Genomic DNA, 24,413 nt, shown 5'->3' with positions numbered 1-24,413 from the left:
TTTGCAACAATCTCCATCCAGTGTATGAGGGGACCATGTGGCACTATTTAGGCATGACTTTTAGATCAGGTGCCGATTTCGGCGGCAAAGAAGCGCGTTCGGGCGGTGGCGGCGGTGGCATCGCCATCGGCGGTGGCGTCGGCTCGATTGTTCTCGTAGGCCTTTTCCTCCTCTTGGGCGGCAATCCCTCAGACTTGGGCTCAATTTTGGGCAGCGAGCAGACCCAATCCGACGGTGCTGCACAGGGCGAAAGCCCCGAATGCGAAACTGCAGAAGATGGCAACACCAAGGATGAATGCCTCGTAGAGTTCACCGGGCGCAGCGTGGATAACGTCTGGTCCAAGGTCTTGCCGGAACAGGCCGATATCCAATACACCGAGCCGGAGCGCGTGGTCTTCCACGGCGGCGTTAATACCGGTTGCGGCGCGGCCTCTTCTTCTACCGGCCCCTTCTACTGCCCACGCGATGAGTCCGCCTATTTCGACACCGCGTTCTTTGATTCCCTGCGCAACTTCGGCGCGGAAAATGCTCCTTTGGCCCGCATGTACATCGTGGCGCACGAGTTCGGCCACCACATTCAAAACCTTGAGGGCACCCTCGGCCTGTCGGACTATAACAACCCAGGCGCCGATTCCAACGCGGTGAAGATCGAGCTCCAGGCTGACTGCTACGCAGGCCTGTGGGCTTCCTACGCCGACAAGGGCGATAACCCCTTGCTCGAGCCGATTACTAAGGAACAGGTCTCAGACGCTGTCGCGGCTGCCCAAGCGGTGGGCGACGACAATATCCAGCGACGCTCCGGCGGCCAGGTCCAGCCTGATTCCTGGACGCACGGTTCCTCCGAACAGCGTGAGAAGGCATTCCTCGCCGGATATAACTCTGGCAAGATGTCCCAGTGCGACACCCTGGAGCGCGGCGCCTACCGCGGCTAAAACTCTCAACGTGGCCGTCGCCGAGAGCGGCGGCCATTATGTTCACAAATAGCCACATTGCTTTCACGAACTCCACACCTTGAGTTCACTTTCCCGACACCTAGGGCCTTTAGTCTGAGCGTGCATTCTCTACATAAGAATTTCCTTTGAGAATCCTTTTCGCCACGCTGAGAAGCGCGGTCATCCCTCTCGTGCACGCTTTCCTGAAAGGTTCCTCCTGTGTCTACCCCTACCACCCACATGACGGACATTGAGACCGTCAACGGCAAGGGCAACGACTGGATTTGGCACGCCATCTTTGGCGGCCTCACAGCCGTTACCCTCATCGGTTTTATGATCTGGGGCCACGACTATGTCGATGGCTCTAAGCCCATTCTCCTTGGCACCGCCATTATCTTCGCCCTTTTCATGGCCTTTAATATTGGCGGCAATGACGTTGCCAACTCCTTCGGCACCTCCGTAGGCGCCGGGACGCTGTCCATGAAGCAGGCCCTCGTCGTCGCCGCCATCTTCGAGGTCTCTGGCGCCATCCTCGCTGGCGGCGAGGTCACCGATACCGTGCGTTCTGGCATTGTCGACCTTGACGCCATTGATGGGCTCGACCCCATGGAGTTCGTCTACATCATGATGTCGTCCCTTTTGGGTGCGGCCATCTGGCTCCTCGTTGCCACCCGTATGGGCTGGCCGGTGTCTACCACCCACTCCATCGTTGGCGGCATCGTCGGCGCCGCGCTCACCGTTGGCTTTGTCACCGGCAAGGGCGGCTTGGACATGGTGCAGTGGGGCGGGATCGGCACCATTGCCATCTCGTGGGTGCTCTCCCCTGTCCTTGGCGGTCTCGCCGCTTTCATCCTGTTTAAGTGGATTAAGACCTCCATCTTGGTCTATAACGAGGAAGCAGACCAGAAGCTGCGCGAAATCAAGACCCGCCGCGCGGAGCTGCGCCAAGAGCACAAGTCTCGCTTTGCTCGCCTCAATGAAATCCAGCAGATCAGCTACACCAACGCCATGGCCCGGGACGCCGCCTTGGTGGCAGAAGAAGACTTTGATCCGGATCAGCTGGAATCTGAGTATTACCGCGATCTGTATAACCTCAACAAGGACATGGATGATGTCAAGGCTCACCGCGCCCTGGAAAGCTGGGTACCGGTACTAGCCGCCATCGGTGCCATCATCATTTCGGCCATGGTGATGTTCAAGGGCCTGAAGCACACCGGACTCGATTTCAGCGTCCTTCAGAACCTCTTGGTAATGGGCATGGTCGGCGCAGTGGTATGGATGGCCGTCTTCATTTTCGCGCGCTCCCTGAAGAAGAAGTCGCTGGCTAAGTCCACCTTCCTTCTCTTTTCGTGGATGCAGGTATTTACCGCTTCCGCCTTCGCCTTCTCCCACGGTTCCAACGACATCGCCAATGCCATTGGCCCCTTCGCTGCGGTTATTGACGTCCTCAAGACCGACCAAGTCAGCGATGAGGCTGCCGTGCCGGTTGCCGTCATGATTGCCATGGGCGTTGCCCTGATTTCTGGCTTGTGGTTCATCGGCCGCTTCGTGATTCAGACTGTGGGCTCGGGCCTAACCCAAATGCACCCCTCCTCCGGCTTCGCTGCTGAGCTTGCCGCCGCCGCTGTGGTGATGGGTTCATCGATCTTGGGCCTTCCGGTTTCTTCCACCCACATCCTCATCGGCGCCGTGTTGGGCGTGGGCATTGTCAACAAGGCAGCTAATTGGAACCTGATGAAGCCTATCGCTTTGGCGTGGGTCATCACCCTGCCCGCCGCGGCAGTCATCGCTGCTATTACTGTGTCTGTGCTGCGCGTAGTCTTCTAGGGATAGCTCAGCGTCGCATATCCTCGACACTCCCCATTGCATCCGCTAGCCGCACCGGCCATCGAGCCGGGGCTAGCGGATTTTCCAATGGTTGGCTTGGACTAACGCCCTGCTTGGCGACGCCCCCTTCTCTACACTGGCCCATATGACCGCGCATCGAGCTACTGCATTCCTGGCCGCATTCAACGACATAGAACAACACTTGCGCTCGGCTCTCAACGCTGAGAACTCAGATTCCTTTTGGTGGATAGTAGACAAGGCACGAGACAAACACATGCTTTCTGGCAAGCAAGCCGAGGCGCTGAAAGATTTTTCTAACCTTCGCAATGCCATTGCCCACGGGCGTTACTACAAATCAGAGCCCATCGCTGAACCGCACGAAGCAGTGGTCAAGCAGATCTCAGCTCTCCGAGACATCGTGGTTTCCCCGCCCGACGCCCTCCACGTTTTGCAGCCGCAGAAGGTATTTACCTTGACCTCTGCTACCTCCATTATGGAGGCACTTAGCGTCATAAAGGATAAGGACTTCTCTCAGATCCCCATCTACGATGAGGGCCGCTTCACCGCTTTGCTAACCACCAACACCATTGCGCGATGGGTAGCCGGGGACCTCAGCGATAATCACGTGCTCGATGCTGCGGACATCGCGGACATTGTGGAATATCAAGAACCCAGTGATCGCGCTATCTTTCTTGCCCGCACAGTAAGCGTGCAGGAAACGGTGGACGCCCTTTCAGAAACCGATGGCCAAGGACATCGCCCATGCGCAGCGGTCATCACGGAACACGGCAAGGTCACTGAGAGGCCCCTGCGCCTCGTTGCACCGGCCGATCTACCGGCACTTTTTGATGCCCTAGAATGGGAATAATTCTCCCGCAGTCGGCTTCCCGCAGTCGACACTGCGTCTATCTTTACTCCTATGCACCGCATAGAAAGGCAACCATGCAATTCGGCATCTTCACTATCGGGGATCTGACTACTGACCCCATCTCAGGAAAGACACCCACTGAGGCTGAGCGCATCCGCAACTTGACGGAGATTGCGTTGAAAGCCGAAGAGGTTGGCCTTGACGTCTTTGCAACCGGCGAACACCACAACCCACCTTTCGTGCCATCCTCTCCTACAACGCACTTGGCCTATATCGCGGCGCAAACGAAACGCTTGCAGCTATCTACTGCGACCACGCTGATTACTACCAATGACCCGGTAAAGATCGCCGAGGACTATGCCTTTCTGCAGCACCTTGCTGACGGCCGCGTAGACCTTATGCTCGGCCGCGGAAATACCGGCCCGGTCTATCCCTGGTTTGGCAAAGACATCCAGCAGGGCGTTCCTTTGGCTATCGAGAACTATCACCTGCTGCGCAGGCTGTGGCGCGAGCCAGTCGTTAACTGGCAAGGAAAGTTCCGCGCGGGTTTGGAAGGATTTACCGCTACTCCGGCACCGCTGGATGGAATTCCGCCCTTTGTCTGGCACGGCTCCATTCGTTCGCCGCAAATCGCTGAACAAGCTGCTTACTACGGCGATGGCTTCTTCCACAACAATATTTTCTGGAATAAGGAACACACCGCTCAGTTGGTGGACCTCTACCGCCGTCGCTTTGAAAGCTATGGCCATGGTCAAGCGGACCAAGCAATCGTCGGACTTGGCGGTCAAGTCTTCATTGGCGAAACCGAACAAGAAGCTAAAGACTTCTTCCGCCCCTACTTCGACAACGCCCCAGTCTATGGCCACGGGCCAAGCCTCGAGGATTTCACGGCGCAGACTCCACTGACCGTCGGCACCGTGGAACAGGTAGTTGAAAGGACCCTCAGCTTCGCTGACTGGGCCGGTGACTACCAACGCCAGCTATTCCTCATCGATCACGCGGGACTTCCACAAGAAGTAGTTCTCCAGCAGATAGAAATCCTAGGCACACAAGTAGTCCCCGAGCTGCGACGCCGCTTTGAGCAGCGCCGCCCGAGCCACGTGCCTTCTGACCCGCCGACGCACGCAAGCTTGCTCTCTGCGCCTCATCCTTCGCACCTTCAGGTCAGCCCAGGAAAGGAAAACTAGTTATGCGCTCCCTCCTCGTTATTTCAGCTGGCCTTTCGCAGCCGTCTTCCTCTCGCAGGTTGGCGGACATGCTCGCTGAAGCCACCCGCGCCAAAATCTCCGCGCGCGGTGAAGGGGCCGAAATCGACGTCATTGAGGTCCGCGATCTCGCTTTCGAACTTGCTACCGCCATGACCGATCAGACTGCGCAAACGCCCCTTTTGGCCCGAGCCAAGCAGCAAATTGCCGATGCCGATGGACTCATCGCCGTCACCCCTGTATTCCAAGGCAGCTATTCGGGCCTTTTCAAGATGTTCTTTGACACCTTGGAGCCCCATGCCCTCGACAACCTTCCCACCATCATCGCAGCGACGGCAGGGTCTTCGCGCCATGCCCTCATTTTGGACTACGCGCTCCGCCCGCTATTTAACCAACTCCACGCCAACATCGTGCCAACGGGCGTATTCCAGGCCGCAGAAGACTTAGGCACTCCGGAGGGAGAGCGCATCGCTTCCCGGATTGAGCGCTCTGCCATCCAGCTGGCTGACCAGATCGTTGCCCCGCGGGACCGGGTGCCAGGAATTGCCGGTGATCTCACCGGGCTGGGCGGCCGCTCTACCGTCCGGTTAGCAAAGGAGAACTTCATCCCTCTTGACAAGCTCCTGAATGGGTACGGCAAATAAGCCACAACGCTAGCCGTGCTACGCATAGACGGCGATTGATAGAAGGTGTGACTTTCGCTACCCTGGTCACATAAAATCTGCCTCTACCCTTTGGGGCCCGCTCTGACCGAAATAGCGGCACAGCAAGCACCCGATAGCTATCCCTTCAGAAAGGTTCGGCACAGCTTAACTATGACAATTAGCGTCACGGACATCTTCTCCATCGGCATTGGCCCTTCTTCTTCGCACACCGTCGGGCCCATGCGCGCGGCTAAGCAATTCCTCGATTCCCTAGAGAAGCACCCAGCTAAGGTATATACGGAGTTGCGCGGCTCGCTTTCCGCCACTGGCCGTGGCCACGCTTCCGATCGCGCCGTTATCCTTGGGCTCGCCGGCTGGGATCCGCTAAGCGTGCCTATCGACGCCGAACCTCACGCGGGCGGCTTTATCCCCAGCGAGGGAACTATTTCTGGCCCCCGGGGCACGGTGGACTATGAGATTGTCTTTGATAATGAACCGCTTCCCCAGCACCCGAATGGCATGATTTTTAGCGCCTGGGATGACAGCGGCAACCTCCTCGCAGAAAAGGAAGAGTACTTCTCTGTGGGCGGCGGCTTTATCCTCTCCCGCGCCGAGCTCGATGCGGAAGTCGCCGAAAGCCATGAGGTTCCCGCCGGCGTAGCCGCCGCCCAGGTAGATGATTCCGTTCCCTATAAGTTCACCACGGGCGAAGAATTGCTCAACCTGTGCGAGGCGCATGACAAAGCAATTTGGGAGCTCGTCCTTGCTAACGAGGAGGCCTTGCACCGCGATGAAGGCGGAGCGGAATACGTTTTGCGCCACCTTGATTTGGTCTGGGACATCATGCGTGAGTGCGTAACCGAGGGTATTTCCACCAAGGGCCTTCTTCCAGGTGGCCTGCGTGTGGCACGCCGTGCCCCGAAGATGTATGCCCAGTTGCTAGAAAACCAGGACGATACCAGCTGCGGTTTCTCCGCCATGGAGTGGGTTAACCTGTACGCCCTAGCGGTTAATGAGCAAAACGCTGCCGGTGGCCGCGTCATTACTGCACCTACCAACGGCGCTTGCGGCATCATTCCAGCAGTACTGCATTATGCGCGCGATTTCCGCGCAGACTTCACCCGTTCGACTGCCCGTCGGTACCTATTGACCGCCGGTGCCATCGGCATGATTATCAAGGAAAACGCGTCCATCTCCGGAGCCGAGGTTGGCTGCCAAGGCGAAGTGGGTTCCGCCTCCGCTATGGCCGCCGCAGGCATGGCGGAGCTGCTGGGAGCAGCCCCGGCGCAGGTGGAAAACGCCGCTGAGATTGCTTTGGAGCATAATTTGGGCCTTACCTGCGACCCAGTGGGCGGATTGGTGCAGATTCCGTGCATCGAGCGCAATGCCATCGGCGCGGTAAAGTCCATCAACGCCGCGCGCATGGCCAAAATGGGAGAAGGCACTCACCACGTGACCTTGGATAATGCGGTACAAACCATGGCTGAAACCGGCCGCGATATGCTCTCCAAGTACAAGGAGACCTCCCTGGGCGGATTGGCCAAGACCATGGGCTTTAGCGTTTCGCAGGTGGAGTGTTAAAAAGGACTCCATGCGCGCAGATGCCCTTCACCGCCGCACCGCCATTATTGCCGCGGCCTGCCAGCTCTTTCGTACCCACGGCAATGATGTCGCTTTGGAAAAGGTGGCTACGCAGGCTGGCGTAAGTGTGGCTACGGTCTATCGCAACTTCCCCAACCGCGCGAGCCTTATCCGCGCGTGCGCGGAATATATGGGTGACGCCTTTGCCAAGTTTCAACAGCGCCTTATCTCGGACTTCGAGAACTCTACACATTCTGGGGAAGACTACGTCCGGACCTACGCCACCCATATCCTGACCATGGGATTAAACACGCTCATCCCTGCGTTCGTCCCGCAGGATTTGGATTCCCTTAGCCCTGAGTTAACCGCCCAGCGCGACCTTCTGGAGCGCAACGGGCGACGGTTTATTGAGCTGGGCCAAGAGCAAGGCGAGATTGGCCCCGGCGTCACCCACCTCGAATTCATTGTGGGACTGCTGAGCCTGGCACGACCCCGCGAGGTTGATATTGAGGCCTACCAGCCGGATATTCAGGAAAAGATCATTGATCTCTTTCTGGCGGGCATAAAAAGTGGGCACCGCGCCTAAGCGCGATGCCCACCGGCCGCAGAATTTTAGGCCTCGTCGTTCATTTCCCGAGCAAGTACGGACACTAGGTCAGAAACCTTTACGTCGTGCTGCTCATGAGCAGCAAGGTCCTTGAGCGCAACCGTGCCATTTTCTAGCTCCTGCTCGCCCAAGACCAGCGCGAAGCGTGCACCGGCGCGGTCGGCACCCTTCATCGCGCCCTTCAGGCCACGATCTCCAAAGGACATATCAGCAGAGATTCCAGCCTTGCGGAGGTCATTGATCAGGGTAGTCATGGTGCGCTTGGCGGCGCTACCCAGTGCAACGCCAAAGACGTCCACGCGGGACTCCACGCCTTCGAGGGTGATGCCCTCAGCCTCCAGCGCCAGCAGGGCGCGGTCGACACCCAGACCGTAGCCGATACCAGATAGGTCTTGACCGCCTAGCTGGGCCATCAGCCCATCGTAGCGGCCACCGCCGCCGATGCCGGACTGCGCGCCGAGTCCGTCATGGACAAACTCGAAGCAGGTCTTGGTGTAGTAGTCCAAGCCGCGGACCATGCGCGGATTAATCTCGTAGGCTACGCCCATATCGTCCAGCATGCCGGTGACAGTTTCGAAGTGCTCACGGCATTCGTCATTGAGGTGGTCGAGCATCAAGGGGGCGTCGGCAAGCTGCTCCTGGACTTCCGGGCGCTTGTCATCCAGCACGCGCAAAGGGTTGATCTCTGCACGGTGACGGGTCTCTTCATCCAAGTCGAGCTTAAAGAGGAATTCCTGCAGCTTCTCGCGGTAAGCCGGGCGGCAATTGCGATCGCCCAAGCTGGTGAGCTCGAGGCGGAAGCCGCTAAGCCCCAGCGCGCGGAAGGAACGATCCGCCAAGGCGATAACCTCGGCGTCTAGCGCAGGGTCGTCCACGCCAATAGCCTCTACACCGACCTGCTGTAGCTGGCGGTAGCGCCCAGCCTGGGGGCGCTCATAGCGGAAGAACGGACCAAAATAGTTGAGCTTCACGGGCAGCTGGCCGCGGTCCAGGTTGTGCTCGATGACCGAGCGCATTACGCCAGCGGTACCCTCTGGGCGCAAAGTAACGGAACGGTCGCCGCGATCAGCAAAGGTGTACATCTCCTTAGACACCACGTCGGTGGACTCGCCCACGCCACGGGCGAAAAGCGCGGTGTCTTCGAAAATGGGCAGCTCAATGTGCTGGAAGCCGGAGAGATGTGCCTGCTCCACCATGGTCTGGCGCACCTTATAAAATGCGGCCGACTGCGGTGGGAAATAGTCTGGGACACCTTTGGGGGCGGACAGGGCTTGGAACTGCTTCTTTTTACTCACGGGTATTACAGTACCTCCCTCAATGTTGCGAAGAAGGGATTGGTCGCCCTCTCCTTACGCATCGTGGTGGTGGGCCCGTGGCCGGGTAGAATGTCAAGGTTATCGGGCAGACTCCACACTGGGCCAGCAAGCGACTTCTGCATGGCATTGGGATCCGAGTGGGGTAAGTCGGTACGCCCAATGGCCCCGGCGAAGAGCACGTCACCGGTGAGGGCAAAGTCCTCGGAAACAATCATCACGCATCCCGGCGAATGCCCGGGCGCGTGTTTGAGAGCAAAGGTATGACCGATAAGCTCCAGGGTTTCGCCATCTTGGAGCTCGCGGAGGTCGGAGATGGGGGTCATATGGGCGGCGTCGAAAAGCTCTTGGGCCTGGGGCGAGACTCCTTCGCCGCTGTCAAGCATAAACCTGTCAGCAGGGTGGATATAAACAGGGATGTCGAGCTTTTCTGCCAAAGACCCGGCATCCCGAGTGTGGTCAATATGGCCGTGTGTGAGCACGATAGCCTCATAGTCCAAGTCATGCTCGAGGACCTTTTCCATCGCATTCATGCCCGGGTCCACTATGAAGGCGCGGCGGCCTTCCGCAATCACGTAGGTATTGGTCTGAAACGGACCGGCAGTAAAACCGTAGATTTCCATACCCATTACCCTAGCTGCCCGAAACAAAAAGAGCCGGCCTCCCCCATTTTCAGGATGAGTAGAGGCCGGCAGCACCGAACGGCTTAACGCAAAATATCCCAGACCTTGTCATAATCAAGCTGGGTGACCACGCCAGGAACCATTTGAGTGTGGATGACCTTGTGGTTTTCATCAGCCACCACCACGGAGCGGGCAAGCAAACCTTCCAGGACGGAATCGCGCACAGTCACGCCGAACTTCTCACCAAAGTCAGAGCGAAATGCGGAGGCGGCGATGACATCATCAATGCCGTCAGCCGCGCAAAAGCGCTTGAGAGTAAAGGGCAAATCGAGAGAAACGGAAAGAAGCTTAGTGTTGTCTAGTTGCGCCACCTGCTCATGAAAGCGGCGCAGCTGATCCTGGCAAGCAGGGGTTTCAATAGAGGGCAAGATGGAAATAATAAGGCGCGTGCCCGCAAAAGTCTCATTGGTAATCTGACGCAGGTCGGTACCGATGAGTTCAAACTCGGGCAGCGGGTCTCCCACTGCGGGAAGTTCACCAACGGTGGGCGTTGGCGGATCGGTAAAATCTGGTTCAACCATAGAAACCAGCTTACTTATGATTGGGCTTTAGAGCTATTAACTTGCTCAATTTTCCATGCCAACGCTTTCTCAGCTGTCGGGAACCGCTAGACTCAGTCAGGTTGAATCATGCCACCGATAATCGCTAGAAAGGTTGACTCCCGGTGCCAAATAATCAAAAGCGCGGCGAAGAGGCGCTGAGCAAGCTCGAACGCGAGCTGAAATCCCGCGAACGCAAGCAGAAGGCACGCCCGCTAGGCGTTGTTGCCGCCTCCCTGGTAGTAATTCTCGCCCTCGTCGGCGGCATCTACTTCTTGTCCACCCGCGAAGGCGACGATGAAAACGTACAGGCTGAGGAATCTTCCGCAGCTGAGACCTCGCAAGAAACGCCACAGGCGCAGCCCATCGCTGACAAGCGGGCCAAGGCCCTGCCGGATACCGTGACCTGTAAGTATGAGGACAACGGTCAAGAGTCCAATGGCGCTAAGAAGCCAAAGGGCAAGGATATTTCCACCAAGGGCACCGTCACCGTTTCCTTTGAAACCAACCAGGGCACCATTGAGATGGAAATGGACCGCGCCAAGGCGCCGTGTACCACCAATGCTATTTCTGAACTGGCCAAGTCGGGCTACTACGACGACACCGTTTGCCACCGTATGACCTCAAGCGGGATCAACGTACTGCAGTGCGGCGACCCAACCGGTTCCGGTTCCGGCGGACCTGGCTTCAGCTTCGCTGATGAGTACCCCACCGACGAGGTGGATGAGAAGGACGCACAGAACCCCGTTGTCTACCCGCGCGGCTCCGTCGCCATGGCCAACAGCGGCCCGGACACCAATGGTTCCCAGTTCTTCCTCAACTACGACGATTCCGAGCTAGCCCCGAGCTACACCTACTTCGCCACCATCACCGACAAGGGCATGAAGACGATGGATAAGATTGCCAAGAACGGCGTCGAAGGCGGCCAGCCAGACGGCAAGCCCGCTAAGGAAGTCAAGATTAAGAAGGCAACCGTCAAGGCTTAGGCGACAGAAAAAGCCCTGCTTGGCGACGCCTCCCTTTAACCCCACCGCACCACACCCCCTAACGGGGGCGGGCGCAAAGCCCCGGCCATTCACCACACATTCCGTGGACGAATGCGCCGGGGCTTATCCTTTCCTTAAATTAAGCTGAGCCCGATTATGAGGGTTAAGCTGCAGAAACACGAGAACACCGAAATTCCCCCAGATCACAAGAATCACAGTAGTGAACTCGCAGCACACAGCGGGCTTTCAGGTAGTTCATCCAATGAACAAAAACCTGCCAATACTGTTGCGGAAGCCTGTCAGCCTGTCTAGTATTTGAAACGTCTTTGAACACACCAAGCTTGTTAGGAATCAAAAAATGAAGCTTTTCTCCCGCAAGGCACTCGTTGCTGGCGCAACCGCTCTGTCCATGACCTTCGCTGGCACCACCGTGGCTACCGCTGCTGAGTCGACCACCCAGTCCACCACTGCTAAGCCGACCACCACCAAGCCAGCTGAGCCGGCTGAGCAGGGCTCCTCCCTCAAGGATGCTGACCCTCAGGAGATCAAGGCTTGGATCGGCGTCTTCACCGCCGTTATCGGCGCTCTGGGCACCCTGTTCGCTTTCGCTGACAAGTACTTCGACCTGCCTTTCGGCAACAAGTAAGGTCACCGCTTCATAGCGATTCTTAAGCCGCTGCTTCCCTTAGTGGAAAGCAGCGGCTTTTTCGCGTGCTTTGGGGCAAAGGGAGCGCAGGGATGGTCTTTGCGTTCCTTGCCAAGCTCTGGCGTGTGCCCTAAGCGTCTTTAGCGTCTTCGATGTACTCGGACCCCACGAGGTCTTTGAAAAGCTCCGGGTCGATGGCTTGACCGACCTTGATGACGGAGACATGGCCTGTAGGCTCAAGGATCATTATCTGTACGTCTTCCATGCGGCTAATGCCGGCTCTACGGGCCGCCGAGTAGATATCCGACTCCGTAATGTGTGCGAGCGCCAAGTTATCTTCAACCATCTCGCCACTAAAGACTAAGAGGATGGGACGACGGTCTAGAAAGCGCGTCCACTTCACTACCTTGCGAATGGTACCGAAGGCTGCTTCGAGCGCCATCAGCGTGGTCAGGCCGATGACGCCGGCGGCAAGGGTCGGTGGATTGCCCACGATGACGCGGCCTGCGACCGCGCCAAACATGATAATGATGATGGCATCTGAGGCCGTCATGGACGTAAGCACACGAGAGCCAAATAGCTTCACCAGCACCATGAAGGATAGGTAGATACCCAAAGTCGCCAGCACGACAACGGGGATACGGTGCCATTCAATACCCAGTTGATAGGTAATCTCGCGCAGAAAGAGTTCTAGAGTATCCACGACTGCTTAGGTTACCTGGCAGCCACGAGACATACAGAAAAGGCGGAGCGTCACTCCCCCGTTCAGGAAGAGCCGCTCCGCCTAGTGCTGTGCTGTCTTAGATGTGGAACTGCTTGCGCAGGTCCTCAATCATCTTGCGAGCTGGGGCAGGAAGAATCTGCGGGTTCATGCCCACAACCGCAACGCCAGCTACCAGCGCTGCAACGATGGCGAATACTGCGCCGCCCACGGAAGAGCCGTTGGAGGACAAGGAAGAGCCCTTTGGCGCAGGCTTAGCTCCCGGCTCTTCGGAGCCCTCGCCGCTTACCTCGAGTGGCAAAGTTGCCTTAGTGCCGGCGTCGGTGGTGATTTCCAGGTTCTGGGTACCGCTCAGGTTCTCCGGAACGGTGAGCTTTACCGTTGCGCGACCGCGCTCACCAAATTGCGCATCGCCTTCTTGCGCAGCGTTGTCGATATCGACGGTCTGCTCAGCGTCGCCTAACTTGACGGTTGCCTTCTTGGCCATCGGCTCACCGTCGGTGGAGTAATTGAGGCTGGACAGGTTCACCGTGATTTCCTCGCCCGGCTTCACGTCCCCCTCGATGTTGGCGCCAATCTGGCCCTGGCCCATGCGGACCTCCGATTCACCCGACTTGATGTAGTCGATCATGGCCTGAGTGTCCATGTAGCCCACATCGTTCTTGTCCTTGATGGAACCAGCGTTGAAGTAGCCGTCGCCGCCTGCTTCTTCATCACTGGAAGCAAGGAAGGAAGACAGCGCAATGGAGTAATCCTTCTTCGGATCGATTTGCTCGCCGTTGATGGTCACAGACTGTACGCGCTCGCCCTTGTCGGCCTTCTGGTCGTAGACTACTTGGACGTTATTGGAAAGCCCCATGGCCAGGCGTGGTCGGCTTCCCTCCTGCCACTGGTTTTCCAAAGCCTGGATGAACTCTTCACCGGAAATCTTGGCGGTAATCACGGAGTTGCCAAAAGGCTGTACTTCAAAGATGTCCTTGTAGGTTACGTCTCCGCCCTTCAGGTCAGCGCGCACGCCGCCGGCGTTCATAACACCGATCTCAATGTCTTCGCCCACCTGCTTGCTCATGGCATAGCGCTGGCCATCCGCAATGAAATTGTTGAGGGTGGATTCCACGCCGCGGTTGGAGCCAGGTTCTGCGCCTTCATCAGAGCCACGGAACAGGTCTTGCTGCACCTTGCCGGCGGTCTTAGAGCCTTCCACCTCGGCTTCCTTCTGCGCCTTCTCAACGATGGACGCAATCTCGGCGTCCGGATCAACAGTGGCAGCATCCGTAGCGTCGTACTGGCTGAGCTTGATGTCGGTTACCTTCTTGGCGGACTTGTCAAAGGTGATGTCGACGTCGTTAAGCAGCTTGCCATACTCATGACCCTGCGCCCACTGCAATGGAAGGGCACCTTCGCGGGGGATCTCGCCCTTGGTGCGCTGGTGGGTATCGCCGCCGAAGAGCACGTCTACGTCCTTGTTGAATCCCTGGGCAAACTCCTGGGCGTCCTCATGGAACAGCGCGACGACGACGTCCGCCTCGCCGGATTCCTTCAGGCGGGTGGCCTCATCGTTGGTGGCCTTTACTGGATCCGTGAAGGTAACACCTGGGATCTTTGCTGCGGATACCTTGTACTTGGTGTTCTCCGTTACGGTTCCGACATAGCCCACCTTGACGCCGTCCACATCTTCAACGTGAGAAGGCTTGAGCAAGGGTTGGCCGTCCTTAAGCACGTTTGCACCCAGGATGGGGTACGTGGAGTTCGGCTGAATACGCTCGGTGAGATCCTCGGTGCCCTTATCGAACTCGTGGTTGCCCACTGCAGAAACCTTCATGCCCATCTGGTTGAGGGCCTCGAGGGTGTACTTGTCATCAGAAATTGCAGATACGAAGGCGGAGCCACCCACGTTATCGCCTGAGGAGGTCAGGTTGAATTCCTGACCTTCGTTTACCTGTTTGATGAGGGTCTGCAGGCGAGCTACGCCGATTTCATCGCCAGCCTTTGCTGGGTCACCAATCTTGTCCTCCAAGTGACCGTGAATATCGGTGATATTGGTGACGGAGATGGTGGTTTTGTTTTCCTGTGCTACCGCCTGCGCGCCGGAGAGAGCAACGGCGGAAACAGTAGTGGCGGCCACAAGCTGGCCGATGCGACGGAACTGCATTGAAGTACTCCTAAATAGTAGAAAGCGACAGGATAATTTATATCGCTTTGCTAACTACTTGGCAGGAGAAAATAAGGTTGCGTGCTGGAGCTTTACCTCGCAGCAGTCAAGAATTCACACACCGGTAACCTGCCCGATGCCTTTGCGTTGCTTGCCCCGCCCCTCCTTGAGGGTAGGGGCACAACGCCTCAGGCGGTTACTCGGTAAACGTCGAAGACGCCCTCGGTATTGCGCAGTGTGGTCATCAGGGTACCCAATTGCTTGGTGTCCGAAACGGAGAAGGTGAACCGTACCGTCGCGATGTGGTCATCGCCGCGGTTAGAGTTCATGGTCAAGACGTTGATGTTTTGATCGCTCATTACCCGGGTGAGCTCCGAAAGGAGGCCCTGACGGTCAAGGGCTTCCAATTGCAGCGTCGCAGAGAAAGCGCCCGTCGCAGAGGTACCAGAAGACCAGGCCACCTCCAGCATGCGCTCTGGTTCTGCCTTGAGCTTTTCCGCGTTTGTGCAATCGGCTCGGTGCACGGAGACTCCCCCGCCGCGGGTAACGAAGCCGAAAATGGCATCGCCCGGCACGGGCTGGCAGCACTTGGCGAGCTTTGCCATCACATCGGGGCTGCCTTCCACCAAGATGCCCGTGCCCGATGCCGAGTCTTCGGTGTGTTGGGCGCGGGAGTGCTCAATCTCAGACAGTGGCGTGCGTGAGGCCAGGGTGTCGATGGCATCGTCTTGGTCGCCGAACATGGCAACCAATTGGTTGGCCACGTGTTGAGGAGATACGTGGCCCGCGCCGATGGCGGTATACAGCGAATCGACGTCGGTATAGTGCAGCTGCTCCGCTACCTGCTTCATGGAGCTGGCAGTAAACAAGCGGTGCATAGGAAGGCCGCCGCGCTGGACTTCGGTCGCCAGGGCATCGCGGCCGGCTTCCAAGTGTTCTTCGCGGCGTTCCTTAGCAAACCACTGCCGCACCTTTGTCTTGGCTCGAGCAGACACGAGGAAGTCTTGCCAATCGCGGGACGGACCGGCGTTGGGATCCTTTGAGGTAAAGATTTCCACCTTGTCGCCGGACTTTAGCTTCGATTCGAGCGCGACGAGCTTGCCATTGACCTTGGCACCAATACACCTATGCCCCACCTCAGTATGTACTGCGTAGGCAAAATCCACCGGTGTAGAACCGGCAGGCAGGTTTACCACATCGCCCTTCGGGGTAAAGGCGAAGATTTGCTTGGCGGTCAGGTCGTAGCGCAGCGAGTCGAGGAACTCATTGGGATCGGCGGCTTCCTTCTGCCAGTCCAGAAGTTGGCGCATCCAAGCCATCTGGTCCACTTCTTCTTGGTGGCCCGAGTTCTTGCCCTTGGTTTCTTTGTAGCGCCAGTGAGCAGCCACACCGAATTCGGCGTTGTAGTGCATCTCGTGGGTACGTACCTGGACTTCCAAGGTAGCGCCGCCATTTGCCAGCACCGTGGTGTGCAGCGACTGATACACGCCGAATCGCGGCGAGGAAATATAGTCCTTGAAGCGCCCCGGCAATGCCTGGTAGATCGAGTGGACCACGCCGATCGCGGCATAACAGTTATTGATGTCCTCGACCAAGATGCGGATTCCTACGAGGTCGAAGATCTCCGCGAAGTCGCGGCCGCGCACAATCATCTTTTGGTAAATGGACCAGTAATGCTTTGGTCGGCCCATAACCTCGGCTTCAATGCCGTTTTCCTTCAGCGCCCCGCTGACCTGGCTAATGATCTCTTTCAGCGCGCGATCGCGCGAGGGGGCACGATCTGCCACCATCCGTACGATCTCGTCGTACTTCTTCGGATACAAGATGGCAAAGGACAGGTCTTCCAGCTCCCACTTCACGCTGGCCATGCCTAGTCGGTGAGCTAGCGGCGCGATAACCTCTAGGGTCTGCCGCGCCTTCTTAGCCTGCTTTTCGGGCGGGAGGAACCGCATGGTACGCATATTGTGCAGGCGGTCGCTGACCTTGATGACTAGGACCCGGGGGTCGGTGGCCATGGCGACAATCATTTTACGAATGGTCTCGGCCTCTGCGGCCGAACCCAGCGCCACCTTGTCCAGCTTGGTCACGCCATCGACCAAGCGAGCCACCTCCGGACCGAAGTCTCGGGTGAGGTCCTCTAGGGAGTAGTCCGTATCCTCCACGGTGTCGTGCAACAGTGCTGCGACGATGGTGGTGGTGTCCATACCGATCTCCGCCGCGATCGTCGCCACGGCGAGCGGGTGGGTGATATACGGTTCTCCGGATTTGCGAAAGACACCCTCATGAAGCCTCTCCGCGGTGTCATAGGCGCGATTGAGTAGATCAGCATCGGCCTTGGGGTGAAACTTGCGGTGGATGGACATCAACGGGTCCAGCACCGGATTTACCTTCACTCGGCCGCCGGTAAGCGAACGAGCTAGGCGAGCCGACATGCTGCGCATTCCGCCGCCGGACTGGCGCTTTACGGGTTTGTCCATGGCCAAATCTACCGCCCTTCACAGTGCCACGGGCCTTGTGGCCTCATGTCCAACTAAATCGTGCGATCTAGCTTAGGCATCCCATCTTAGTCTGTGGCATTCAACACAATGAGCGGTGGGCCGGATAAACGCTCACGCCCATTGAGACCCTTGACTTCCAGCACCACCACATTGCCAGCGACTTCGGCACCTGCGGACTCAAGCAAAAGCTTGGCACCGTGGAGGGTGCCACCGGTGGCTAAGACGTCGTCGACAAGCACCACGCGCTTGCCCTTGATGTCAACGCCGCTGGCTGGAATCTCCAGCGCCGCGGAGCCATACTCCAGCTCATATTCTTCGGTATATACCGGTGGGGGAAGCTTGCCCTTCTTGCGGATGGCCAAGATGCCTAGGCCCATCTTGTAGGCGACGGCCGAGCCGAGGAGGAATCCACGGGCGTCGAGGCCGCCAATCATATCTGCGCCCAATTCCTCGCAGGCGGCCGCCAAGCCGTCCACTACGGTGCGAAATGCCTCTGGGTCCGCCAAGACTGGGGTGAGGTCCTCGAAGAGGATGCCCTCCTCCGGGAAGTCTTGAACGAGGCGAACCTTATCCTTGAGTGCCTGTGCTGCTGATTCGTAGTGCGAACTCATAATCTTCCTTGAGAAATAATTGCGAGAGGTTTTGAACGCCCGATATTCGGGGCCTATTCCTTGTCCGTTGGGGCGGTGCTGTGCCAGCGATCCATATTCCAACCGATGCCCGAGACGCCAGTGTACGGCAGGACACCTTCCACGTCGCGGCGGACGAGGAAGACCCGCGGCTGCGCTGAGAGAGGAATGGATGGCACATCCTTCCACAGAGCCTCTTCTGTCTTCTTCAGCTCCGCAGAGTTCTTCATGCTCGACTCCACCGTGGAATACTCCGTCTGGGGATCGACCGGCCCGAGGAAGGCATCGACGGTAGGTGCCCAGGTTTCCGGATCCATTTCCAAGTAGTGCTGGGACATGAACTCCGCAGACGCGTCTTCGATGGTGATACCGGCCGGCTCACAGGATGCACGAAGTTGTTCCACCATGGCGGCGTAGCGTTTGTCTGGCCCCAAATAACCGACCTTGATGGTCGTACCGTTGAGATCGCCGGCCTTGGCCAAATCGGTGCCTTGGTGTTCCTTGCCCACCTTGTCTAGACCGCCGGCGACCGGGTTGGTCGCGGAAACGGTACGCAGGTAAGCCGGTGGCACCTCCACGCCGGAGGCCGCAGAGCTTGCTTGCGCAACCGCCTGCTGGTCGACGCAGGCAGCGAAGCTCTCGCGCGCCCACGGCTCCGCGAATACTCCGGCATCAGATAGCGTGAGCGTATCGGTTAGCTCGCCAACCATTGGAGTGGCTTCGTAGGAGGACTCTCCTGCCTCGTCCTTCGTGCTGTTCAGCCAGTCAGGGTTTTCACTTGCGGCATCCACTACGTGCAACGCACCTTTATCTGCAAGCTTCTGTGCGTCAGCATCCGAAGGCCAGACCACAACATGATCCTCGACCGGGGCGTCTCCGAAGTACTTTTCGTTTGCTTTGAGAATGATCTCCCCTTCGTCGCCTACCTTGTCAATGACATAGGGCCCAAAGGAGACCTGCAGCTCGGGATCTAGTTGATCCTTGGCCACGGAAAAGCCATAGCGCCATTCCTTAGCAACCGGCGCAAGCGCCTGCATGTCTTCTACTGTCAGTGCAGTGTTGAGTTCGGCTATGCTCAACCCGGACTTTTTGGCCAGCGCATGGGCCGGCATGACCGTGCCGGCACCAAACATGTGGCGCCAGCGCTGTCCCTGATCCTTGTTAAAGGTCAAGGTGAACGATTTACTTTGGGGCTCACAGCTAAAATCTGCGATGTCATTCATCAACGGCATATGGGAGGCGAATTCAGCTGGATGAGTACCGGCCACATACGCCAAAAAGTAGTCGTCACAGGTAACGGGGGTGCCATCGGAAAAGACGGCATCCTCCTCCAAAGTGAGCTGAACACTGCGCTGGTCGCTGCCGGCAACGGGCGGAAGCTCCTCGGTCTCAACTAGATCCGCGTTGGGAATTAATTCGCCAGAAGGGCCGGGCACAAAAAGGCCTGGATAAAGCCGCGTAGACAACAAACCGGCGGAGGTAGCATCACCAAAGGAGGTGCCAGCATTAGTGGTGGCCAAGCGGGAATTTACCTGGTAGCCAAAGTATCCATAGGATTCTGGCTCCTGGGGAGCACTAGACGAGTCCTCTTCGCCGCCCTGCCCACTACAGGCAGAAGCAGCTAGAGCTAGAGCTGAAACGCACGAGGCAATGGCCTTCCTTCCCCACTGACGTTCGCTAGAACTGCTCTTTGATTTAAGCACCGTTATTTGCCCTCACTTCAGCTACAATTCCGCCAAAATCTTACTACCGGAGACTACCGGCCCGGGCGCCAGGTTGCGCCAGGGTGCCCAGTGGACTCGGACGGATCATCGTCGATCTCGGCCGGGGTGGACTGTGCACTCACTGGTGAGACTACGGTGCGACCGGAGGATGCTGCGCCGGATTCTGCTGCCGCATCCTGGTCCTTGCCGGCACGGTAGTCCGCGACCCGCTTGTTGTGACGCTTGATCCTCTTGGACATGTTGGCGAGGGTCACGACCAGCGGCGTAGCGAAGAAGATGGAGGAGAAAATACCCTCGACCACGCCGATGAGCTGAATGAGCGCCAGATCGCGGAGGGTACCGATACCCATGAGCCACACGGCCACCACGAAGAGCGCGATGATAGGCAGCGCAGAAATCACCGAGGTAGAAATCGAGCGCATGACCGTCTGGTTAATAGCCAAGTTTGTCAGCTCAGCAAATGTCTTCTTGCGCTGGCCCTCGAGGCCTTCCGTGTTCTCGTTGATCTTGTCAAAGACGATGACCGAGTCATACATGGAGAAGGTCAGGACGGTAAGCAGACCAATGATGACGGCCGGGGAAACTTCGAAGCCAAACAGGGCGTAAATACCGGCGATGATCACGCCGTCTGCAATCAGCGCGATAATTGCGGCAAAAGCCATGGTCTTCTGCAAGCGAATGGCCACGTAGACGGTCGCGGCTACCAGGAAGACCAGCATGGCAATGAGCATGCGCTGGGTAATAGAAGAACCCCAAGATTCGGAAACCGTGGACGAGCCAATGGCATCCGGGGTGGCCTTGCCGTTTTCATCCTTCGGCTGGAAGTTGTCATAGATAGCCGCGCGGGCCGCATTCACGTCCTCTTGGCTCAAGCGCTCAGAAACGATTTCCAAGGTCTCGGAATCGCCAGCGCCCACAATGTGAACCTGCTCGGGTTCTACACCGGTGGAGTCTTCGAAGACTTGGCTTACCTCATCTTCCTTGAGGTCGCCTGCCGGCATCGACAACGTGGTGCCACCTTCGAAGTCAATCGAGAGCGAGAAACCACGAATGAGGATCGCGGCCACTGCTGCCACGATTAGTGCTGCAGTGATGCCGTACCACAGCTTGGTGCGGCCAATGAAGTCATAACCGCGCTCGTCCTCGTAGAGGCGGTCCATCCGGGAAATCTTGTGCTTAGTCGAAACAGCCATGCTTATTTCTCCTCATCTTCCGCAGCATCTACGGGACGTGCGGTTCCTGCGGCAGAATGGCCTGCCGTTTCCTTGGTGGCTGGCTCCTTTGCACTCGCGGATTCAGCAGCGTTCGCTTGACGACGTCCCGAGCCAAAGTAGCCGCGCTCACGGCGCTCTTCCACCAGTGCGTAGATACCGCCGAGGCCATTCATCGAAGGTTTAGCGGCAGCCGGACGTCGGCCCACCATCTGCATCAGCGGCGCCATGACCAAGAAGGATACGATCAGGTCGAAGACGGTGGTCAGGCCCATGGTAAAGGCGAAGCCCTTCACCTCACCGATGGCGAGGAAGTAGACCACAACAGAGCCAATCAGGGTCACCGCGTTACCGGTCACAATGGTGGCACGAGCGCGCTCCCACGCCTTTTGCGTAGCGGAGCGGAAGGTGCGTCCCTCGAGGAGCTCGTCCTTGATGCGCTCGTAGTAGACCACGAAGGAGTCAGCGGTTGCGCCCACACCGATGACCAGACCGGCGATGCCGGAAAGGTCCAGCGAATAACCGATCCAGCGACCCAGCAGAACCAGGGAGCCATAGGTCAGGAGGCCAGAGGCAATGAGGAAGATGAGGGATACGCCGGCAAGCGCGCGGAAGTAGTACAGCGAATAGGCCATCACGAGTACCAGGCCAACGAGGCCTGCAATGAGGCCGGCCTGCAGAGCGGCCTTACCCAGTGTTGGCGGAATGGACTCTACGGTGCCGCCTGGCTCGCCATTTTCACCGGCGAAGGACAACGGCAGTGCGCCATACTTCAGGTTATTAGCCAGGTTTTGTGCCTCTTCCTGGCTAAAGTCACCAGTAATGGAGGTAGCAGAACCAACTGGGGTTGCGCCCTGAATGAACGGTGCGGAAATAACCCCAGAGTCAAGGGTGATGGCTACCTGGTCCTTTAAGTGTTCCTGGGTCAGGTCCGCCCAGGTCTGAGAACCGTTCGGGCCATCACCGGTCTTGAAGGAGAAGTTGATCTCCATCTGACCGGATTGACCGTTCAGGCCGCCTTCGATCGGAGAATTGGTGTCAATCTCGTTACCGGTGAGGCGGGTGCCGTTTTCGTCCTTGATGCCATTGAGAAGCGGTGCGGGCTCCAGAACGTACGGGTTGCCGTTGGAGTAGTCACAGGTAACAAATGGCTTTGCAGGATCATCGGCGCCGGCCAGTGGGTCGCTGCTGCCCTGGCAGGTCATCAGCGCGGTGGCTGCTGCCTGGGTGGTCGGGTCCTCGGACTGACGGTCCTTCAGGAGCATCTCCGTGACTTCATCACGGCGCTTAGTCTGCTCAATGGAGTTGCTTGGCTCCTCAAGCGGCTTGGCGCTGACCTTAGGAGCCTTCTGTTTCTTTGGCTCCTTGCCAGTCATCTGTGCTTCTTGCTGAGCGATGGACTGGGTCATCTGTTCCATCTGCTTATTGGCCTCGTCTGCGCTGAGTACGTCGTACTTCACCCAGCGATTGGCCATATCTTCCAGCTCCTTATTGAGCTTTTCCATGTCCGGCATGGAGGGCTTTGCCACCGGACGGAAGAACAGCTGCGAGGTCTGGCCCACGGCCTGTGCCTGGGAGGCGTCCTCACCTGGCACGGTAATGACCAGGGTATTGCCGTTGATGACAACCTCAGAACCAGAAACACCCATGCCGTTAACACGCTGTTCCAAAATGTTGCGTGCTTGCTTGAGTTGGTCTTGGGTGGGTTCCTCGCCTTGCGGCGCCAGCGTTACGCGGGTACCGCCCTGCAAGTCGATGCCAAGCTTTGGGGTGCTTTGACGGCTACCAGTTAAAAAGATAAGCGCATAGATAACAACCACAATGAGCACGAAGAGCGCGAGCGCGCGCTTCGGCCACTGGCGTTTGCTATTTTTCATAGCGCCACGGGTTTTTGCGGACAACGATAATCTCCTGTGCTGCTTATAACAGGGTGTTTAAACATTAAATACGGCCCCGCCATACGGCGCAGGCACGTCAACAACGCACAATCGTACGTCATCAGGCGGAGTTTTCCTTAACGAGGTCCGGAAAAGACTCAAAGTGTGACGGGGTCTACGCTCCGCGAAGGCCCCGCCTCTCTAGCAAACGTTAAGGCAACTCTTAGGAAATAGCGGACTATTTCTTCTCCTGGCCGTCAAACGGAGGGTATTTCTCATCTGGCAGGTTATCTGCCGCATCATTCTTGTCTTCCCCAGCAGCGGGACGCGCCAGGTCATTGGCCTCTTGTTCGGTGCGAATCACGGCCATCTTGTCAAAAGTAACCACCACACCAGGGGCGATTTCTAGATCCACATCCTTGTCGCCAGTGCTGCGCACCACGCCGTGCACGCCGCCCGCCGTAACGATGGCGTCGCCCGGCTGCAGGGAATTCTGGAGGGCCTGCATCTCATTTTGGCGCTGGCGCTGCTTTCGCATGGCCATAAACGAGGGAACGACGAAGAGGATGCCAATAATGATGAGAATGATGATTTCCATAGCACCCTAGTGTGCCAGACGGCGGTGTGCACAGAAACCCCAAGGGGGCATCGCCAAGCAGGCTAGCCCCTGAATTAAAACAGACCGGCTGCACCCTCCGGCGGGGTAAGCCCTAGGTGCCGCCATGCTGCAGCGGTAGCTACGCGGCCGCGTCCAGTGCGCGCAACCATCCCGGCACGCACCAGGTAAGGCTCACACACCTCCTCGACAGTCGAGGGTTCCTCGCCCACTGCAATGGCCAGCGTGCTCACGCCAACCGGTCCGCCGCCGTGCCCCTTAATCAAGGCATTGAGCACCGCCCGGTCGAGGCGGTCAAGTCCCATGTCATCCACGTCGAATACTTCGAGCGCTCCCTGGGCTGCGCTGAGATCAATCAGCCCGGTGCCATTGACCTCGGCATAGTCACGAACGCGGCGCAGCAAACGGTTAGCAATACGCGGGGTTCCGCGCGAACGAGAGCCAATTTCTACAGCCGCATCGTGGTCAATTTCCACGTCCAAGATGTGGGCGGCGCGCTTGATCACCTGGGTGAGATCGGCCGTGTCGTAGTACTCCATCTGCGCAGTGAAACCGAAGCGGTCGCGCAATGGGCCGGTGAGCATGCCGGCGCGCGTAGTCGCGCCAACTAGGGTAAATGGCGGAATCTCTAGCGGAATAGAAGTAGCACCAGGTCCCTTGCCCACGATGACGTCAATGCGGAAGTCCTCCATTGCCATGTACAGCATTTCTTCTGCTGGCCGGGCAATGCGGTGGATCTCATCGATGAATAGGACATCGCCTTCCATCAGGTTGGAAAGCATTGCGGCCAAATCACCGGCGCGCTCCAAAGCGGGCCCAGAAGTCATACGCAGCGAGGTGCCCAGCTCCTGGGAAATAATCATCGCCATAGTGGTCTTGCCCAAACCGGGCGGCCCCGAAAGCAAAACGTGGTCGGGCGTCACACCACGGTTCTTAGCGCCTTTGAGCACAAGGGAGAGCTGCTCGCGCACCTTGGGTTGGCCGATGAACTCCTCGAGCGACTTGGGACGCAAGGAGCGTTCAATATCATGCTCCTCGGAGTGTGCGGTGGCATCCACATCGCTATTGCGCTGGGTGGCGTGCGCCGCGTCGACCCCCTCAGGGAGATTGAACTCGGTGCGCTCAATATCGGACATGATTTTTCAGCCTTCCTG

General features: G+C 57.9%; 21 protein-coding genes. 9 read left to right on the top strand and 12 right to left on the bottom strand.

Features of this window, described 5'->3' with window-relative positions:
• Positions 1-53: 53 nt before the first annotated feature.
• The 7 genes from ypfJ to QP884_RS07530 all read left to right on the top strand — a co-directional run bounded on the left by ypfJ (position 54) and on the right by QP884_RS07530 (position 7,643).
• Complete coding sequence (ypfJ, locus tag QP884_RS07560; protein WP_284821561.1) at positions 54-932, top strand: KPN_02809 family neutral zinc metallopeptidase; 879 nt, start codon at positions 54-56, stop codon at positions 930-932.
• A gap of 240 nt (positions 933-1,172) precedes the next feature.
• Positions 1,173-2,759, top strand: a complete 1,587-nt coding sequence (locus tag QP884_RS07555; protein ID WP_284821596.1) for an inorganic phosphate transporter — start codon at positions 1,173-1,175, stop codon at positions 2,757-2,759.
• Between the two features lie 145 nt (positions 2,760-2,904).
• Complete coding sequence (locus tag QP884_RS07550; RefSeq protein ID WP_284821560.1) at positions 2,905-3,627, top strand: CBS domain-containing protein; 723 nt, start codon at positions 2,905-2,907, stop codon at positions 3,625-3,627.
• A gap of 74 nt (positions 3,628-3,701) precedes the next feature.
• Positions 3,702-4,814: an LLM class flavin-dependent oxidoreductase gene (locus tag QP884_RS07545; protein ID WP_284821559.1), complete on the top strand. Its 1,113-nt coding sequence runs from the start codon at positions 3,702-3,704 to the stop codon at positions 4,812-4,814.
• Positions 4,815-4,816: 2 nt separating this feature from the next.
• Positions 4,817-5,476, top strand: a complete 660-nt coding sequence (locus QP884_RS07540) for an FMN reductase (RefSeq protein WP_284821558.1) — start codon at positions 4,817-4,819, stop codon at positions 5,474-5,476.
• 171 nt (positions 5,477-5,647) lie between these two features.
• Positions 5,648-7,057 carry an L-serine ammonia-lyase gene (locus tag QP884_RS07535; RefSeq protein WP_284821557.1) on the top strand — a complete coding sequence of 470 codons (1,410 nt, stop codon included), beginning with the start codon at positions 5,648-5,650 and terminating at the stop codon, positions 7,055-7,057.
• Positions 7,058-7,067: 10 nt separating this feature from the next.
• Positions 7,068-7,643 (top strand): TetR/AcrR family transcriptional regulator, encoded by a 576-nt coding sequence (locus QP884_RS07530; RefSeq protein ID WP_284821556.1) that lies wholly within the window; start codon positions 7,068-7,070, stop codon positions 7,641-7,643.
• Between the two features lie 26 nt (positions 7,644-7,669).
• Here the strand turns inward: QP884_RS07530 and hisS are convergent, their stop codons facing one another.
• The 3 genes from hisS to tpx all read right to left on the bottom strand — a co-directional run bounded on the left by hisS (position 7,670) and on the right by tpx (position 10,181).
• A complete protein-coding gene (gene hisS / locus QP884_RS07525) occupies positions 7,670-8,959 on the bottom strand; it encodes a histidine--tRNA ligase (protein WP_284821555.1) in 1,290 nt (429 codons plus the stop codon).
• Positions 8,960-8,964: 5 nt separating this feature from the next.
• Complete coding sequence (locus tag QP884_RS07520; protein WP_284821554.1) at positions 8,965-9,600, bottom strand: MBL fold metallo-hydrolase; 636 nt, start codon at positions 9,598-9,600, stop codon at positions 8,965-8,967.
• An 83-nt stretch (positions 9,601-9,683) separates the two neighbouring features.
• Complete coding sequence (tpx, locus tag QP884_RS07515; protein WP_284821553.1) at positions 9,684-10,181, bottom strand: thiol peroxidase; 498 nt, start codon at positions 10,179-10,181, stop codon at positions 9,684-9,686.
• Positions 10,182-10,324: 143 nt separating this feature from the next.
• On the opposite strand from tpx, the gene QP884_RS07510 reads away from it, so the two are divergent.
• Both QP884_RS07510 and QP884_RS07505 read left to right on the top strand, forming a co-directional pair.
• Positions 10,325-11,185, top strand: a complete 861-nt coding sequence (locus QP884_RS07510; RefSeq protein ID WP_284821552.1) for a peptidylprolyl isomerase — start codon at positions 10,325-10,327, stop codon at positions 11,183-11,185.
• Between the two features lie 358 nt (positions 11,186-11,543).
• On the top strand, positions 11,544-11,831 hold the full coding sequence (locus tag QP884_RS07505; RefSeq protein WP_005328506.1) for a hypothetical protein: 288 nt from the start codon (positions 11,544-11,546) through the stop codon (positions 11,829-11,831).
• 130 nt (positions 11,832-11,961) lie between these two features.
• On the opposite strand, the gene QP884_RS07500 is transcribed toward QP884_RS07505, so the two are convergent.
• From QP884_RS07500 to ruvB, 9 genes are all read right to left on the bottom strand, one after another.
• Positions 11,962-12,534, bottom strand: coding sequence for a DUF421 domain-containing protein (locus QP884_RS07500; protein WP_005328507.1), 573 nt, complete (start codon positions 12,532-12,534; stop codon positions 11,962-11,964).
• Between the two features lie 97 nt (positions 12,535-12,631).
• Positions 12,632-14,704 (bottom strand): bifunctional metallophosphatase/5'-nucleotidase, encoded by a 2,073-nt coding sequence (locus QP884_RS07495; protein ID WP_284821551.1) that lies wholly within the window; start codon positions 14,702-14,704, stop codon positions 12,632-12,634.
• 188 nt (positions 14,705-14,892) lie between these two features.
• Entirely contained in the window at positions 14,893-17,181 is a 2,289-nt protein-coding gene (locus QP884_RS07490) for a RelA/SpoT family protein (protein WP_284821550.1), read from the bottom strand.
• An 86-nt stretch (positions 17,182-17,267) separates the two neighbouring features.
• Positions 17,268-17,813, bottom strand: coding sequence for an adenine phosphoribosyltransferase (locus QP884_RS07485; protein ID WP_005324978.1), 546 nt, complete (start codon positions 17,811-17,813; stop codon positions 17,268-17,270).
• 53 nt (positions 17,814-17,866) lie between these two features.
• The gene (locus tag QP884_RS07480; protein ID WP_284821549.1) at positions 17,867-19,351 is read right to left on the bottom strand and encodes an ABC transporter substrate-binding protein; all 1,485 of its coding nucleotides are present in this window, start codon (positions 19,349-19,351) and stop codon (positions 17,867-17,869) included.
• Between the two features lie 236 nt (positions 19,352-19,587).
• Positions 19,588-20,748, bottom strand: a complete 1,161-nt coding sequence (gene secF / locus QP884_RS07475; protein WP_284821548.1) for a protein translocase subunit SecF — start codon at positions 20,746-20,748, stop codon at positions 19,588-19,590.
• Between the two features lie 2 nt (positions 20,749-20,750).
• Complete coding sequence (gene secD / locus QP884_RS07470) at positions 20,751-22,643, bottom strand: protein translocase subunit SecD (RefSeq protein WP_284821547.1); 1,893 nt, start codon at positions 22,641-22,643, stop codon at positions 20,751-20,753.
• 238 nt (positions 22,644-22,881) lie between these two features.
• On the bottom strand, positions 22,882-23,241 hold the full coding sequence (gene yajC, locus QP884_RS07465) for a preprotein translocase subunit YajC (protein WP_284821546.1): 360 nt from the start codon (positions 23,239-23,241) through the stop codon (positions 22,882-22,884).
• Positions 23,242-23,315: 74 nt separating this feature from the next.
• Positions 23,316-24,395, bottom strand: a complete 1,080-nt coding sequence (gene ruvB, locus QP884_RS07460; protein WP_179386579.1) for a Holliday junction branch migration DNA helicase RuvB — start codon at positions 24,393-24,395, stop codon at positions 23,316-23,318.
• Positions 24,396-24,413 lie beyond the last annotated feature (18 nt).

Origin of the sequence: Corynebacterium tuberculostearicum (genome assembly GCF_030229345.1) — a bacterium.
GTDB lineage: Bacteria > Actinomycetota > Actinomycetes > Mycobacteriales > Mycobacteriaceae > Corynebacterium > Corynebacterium tuberculostearicum_G.
This window is presented reverse-complemented; position numbering and strand designations above follow the sequence as displayed.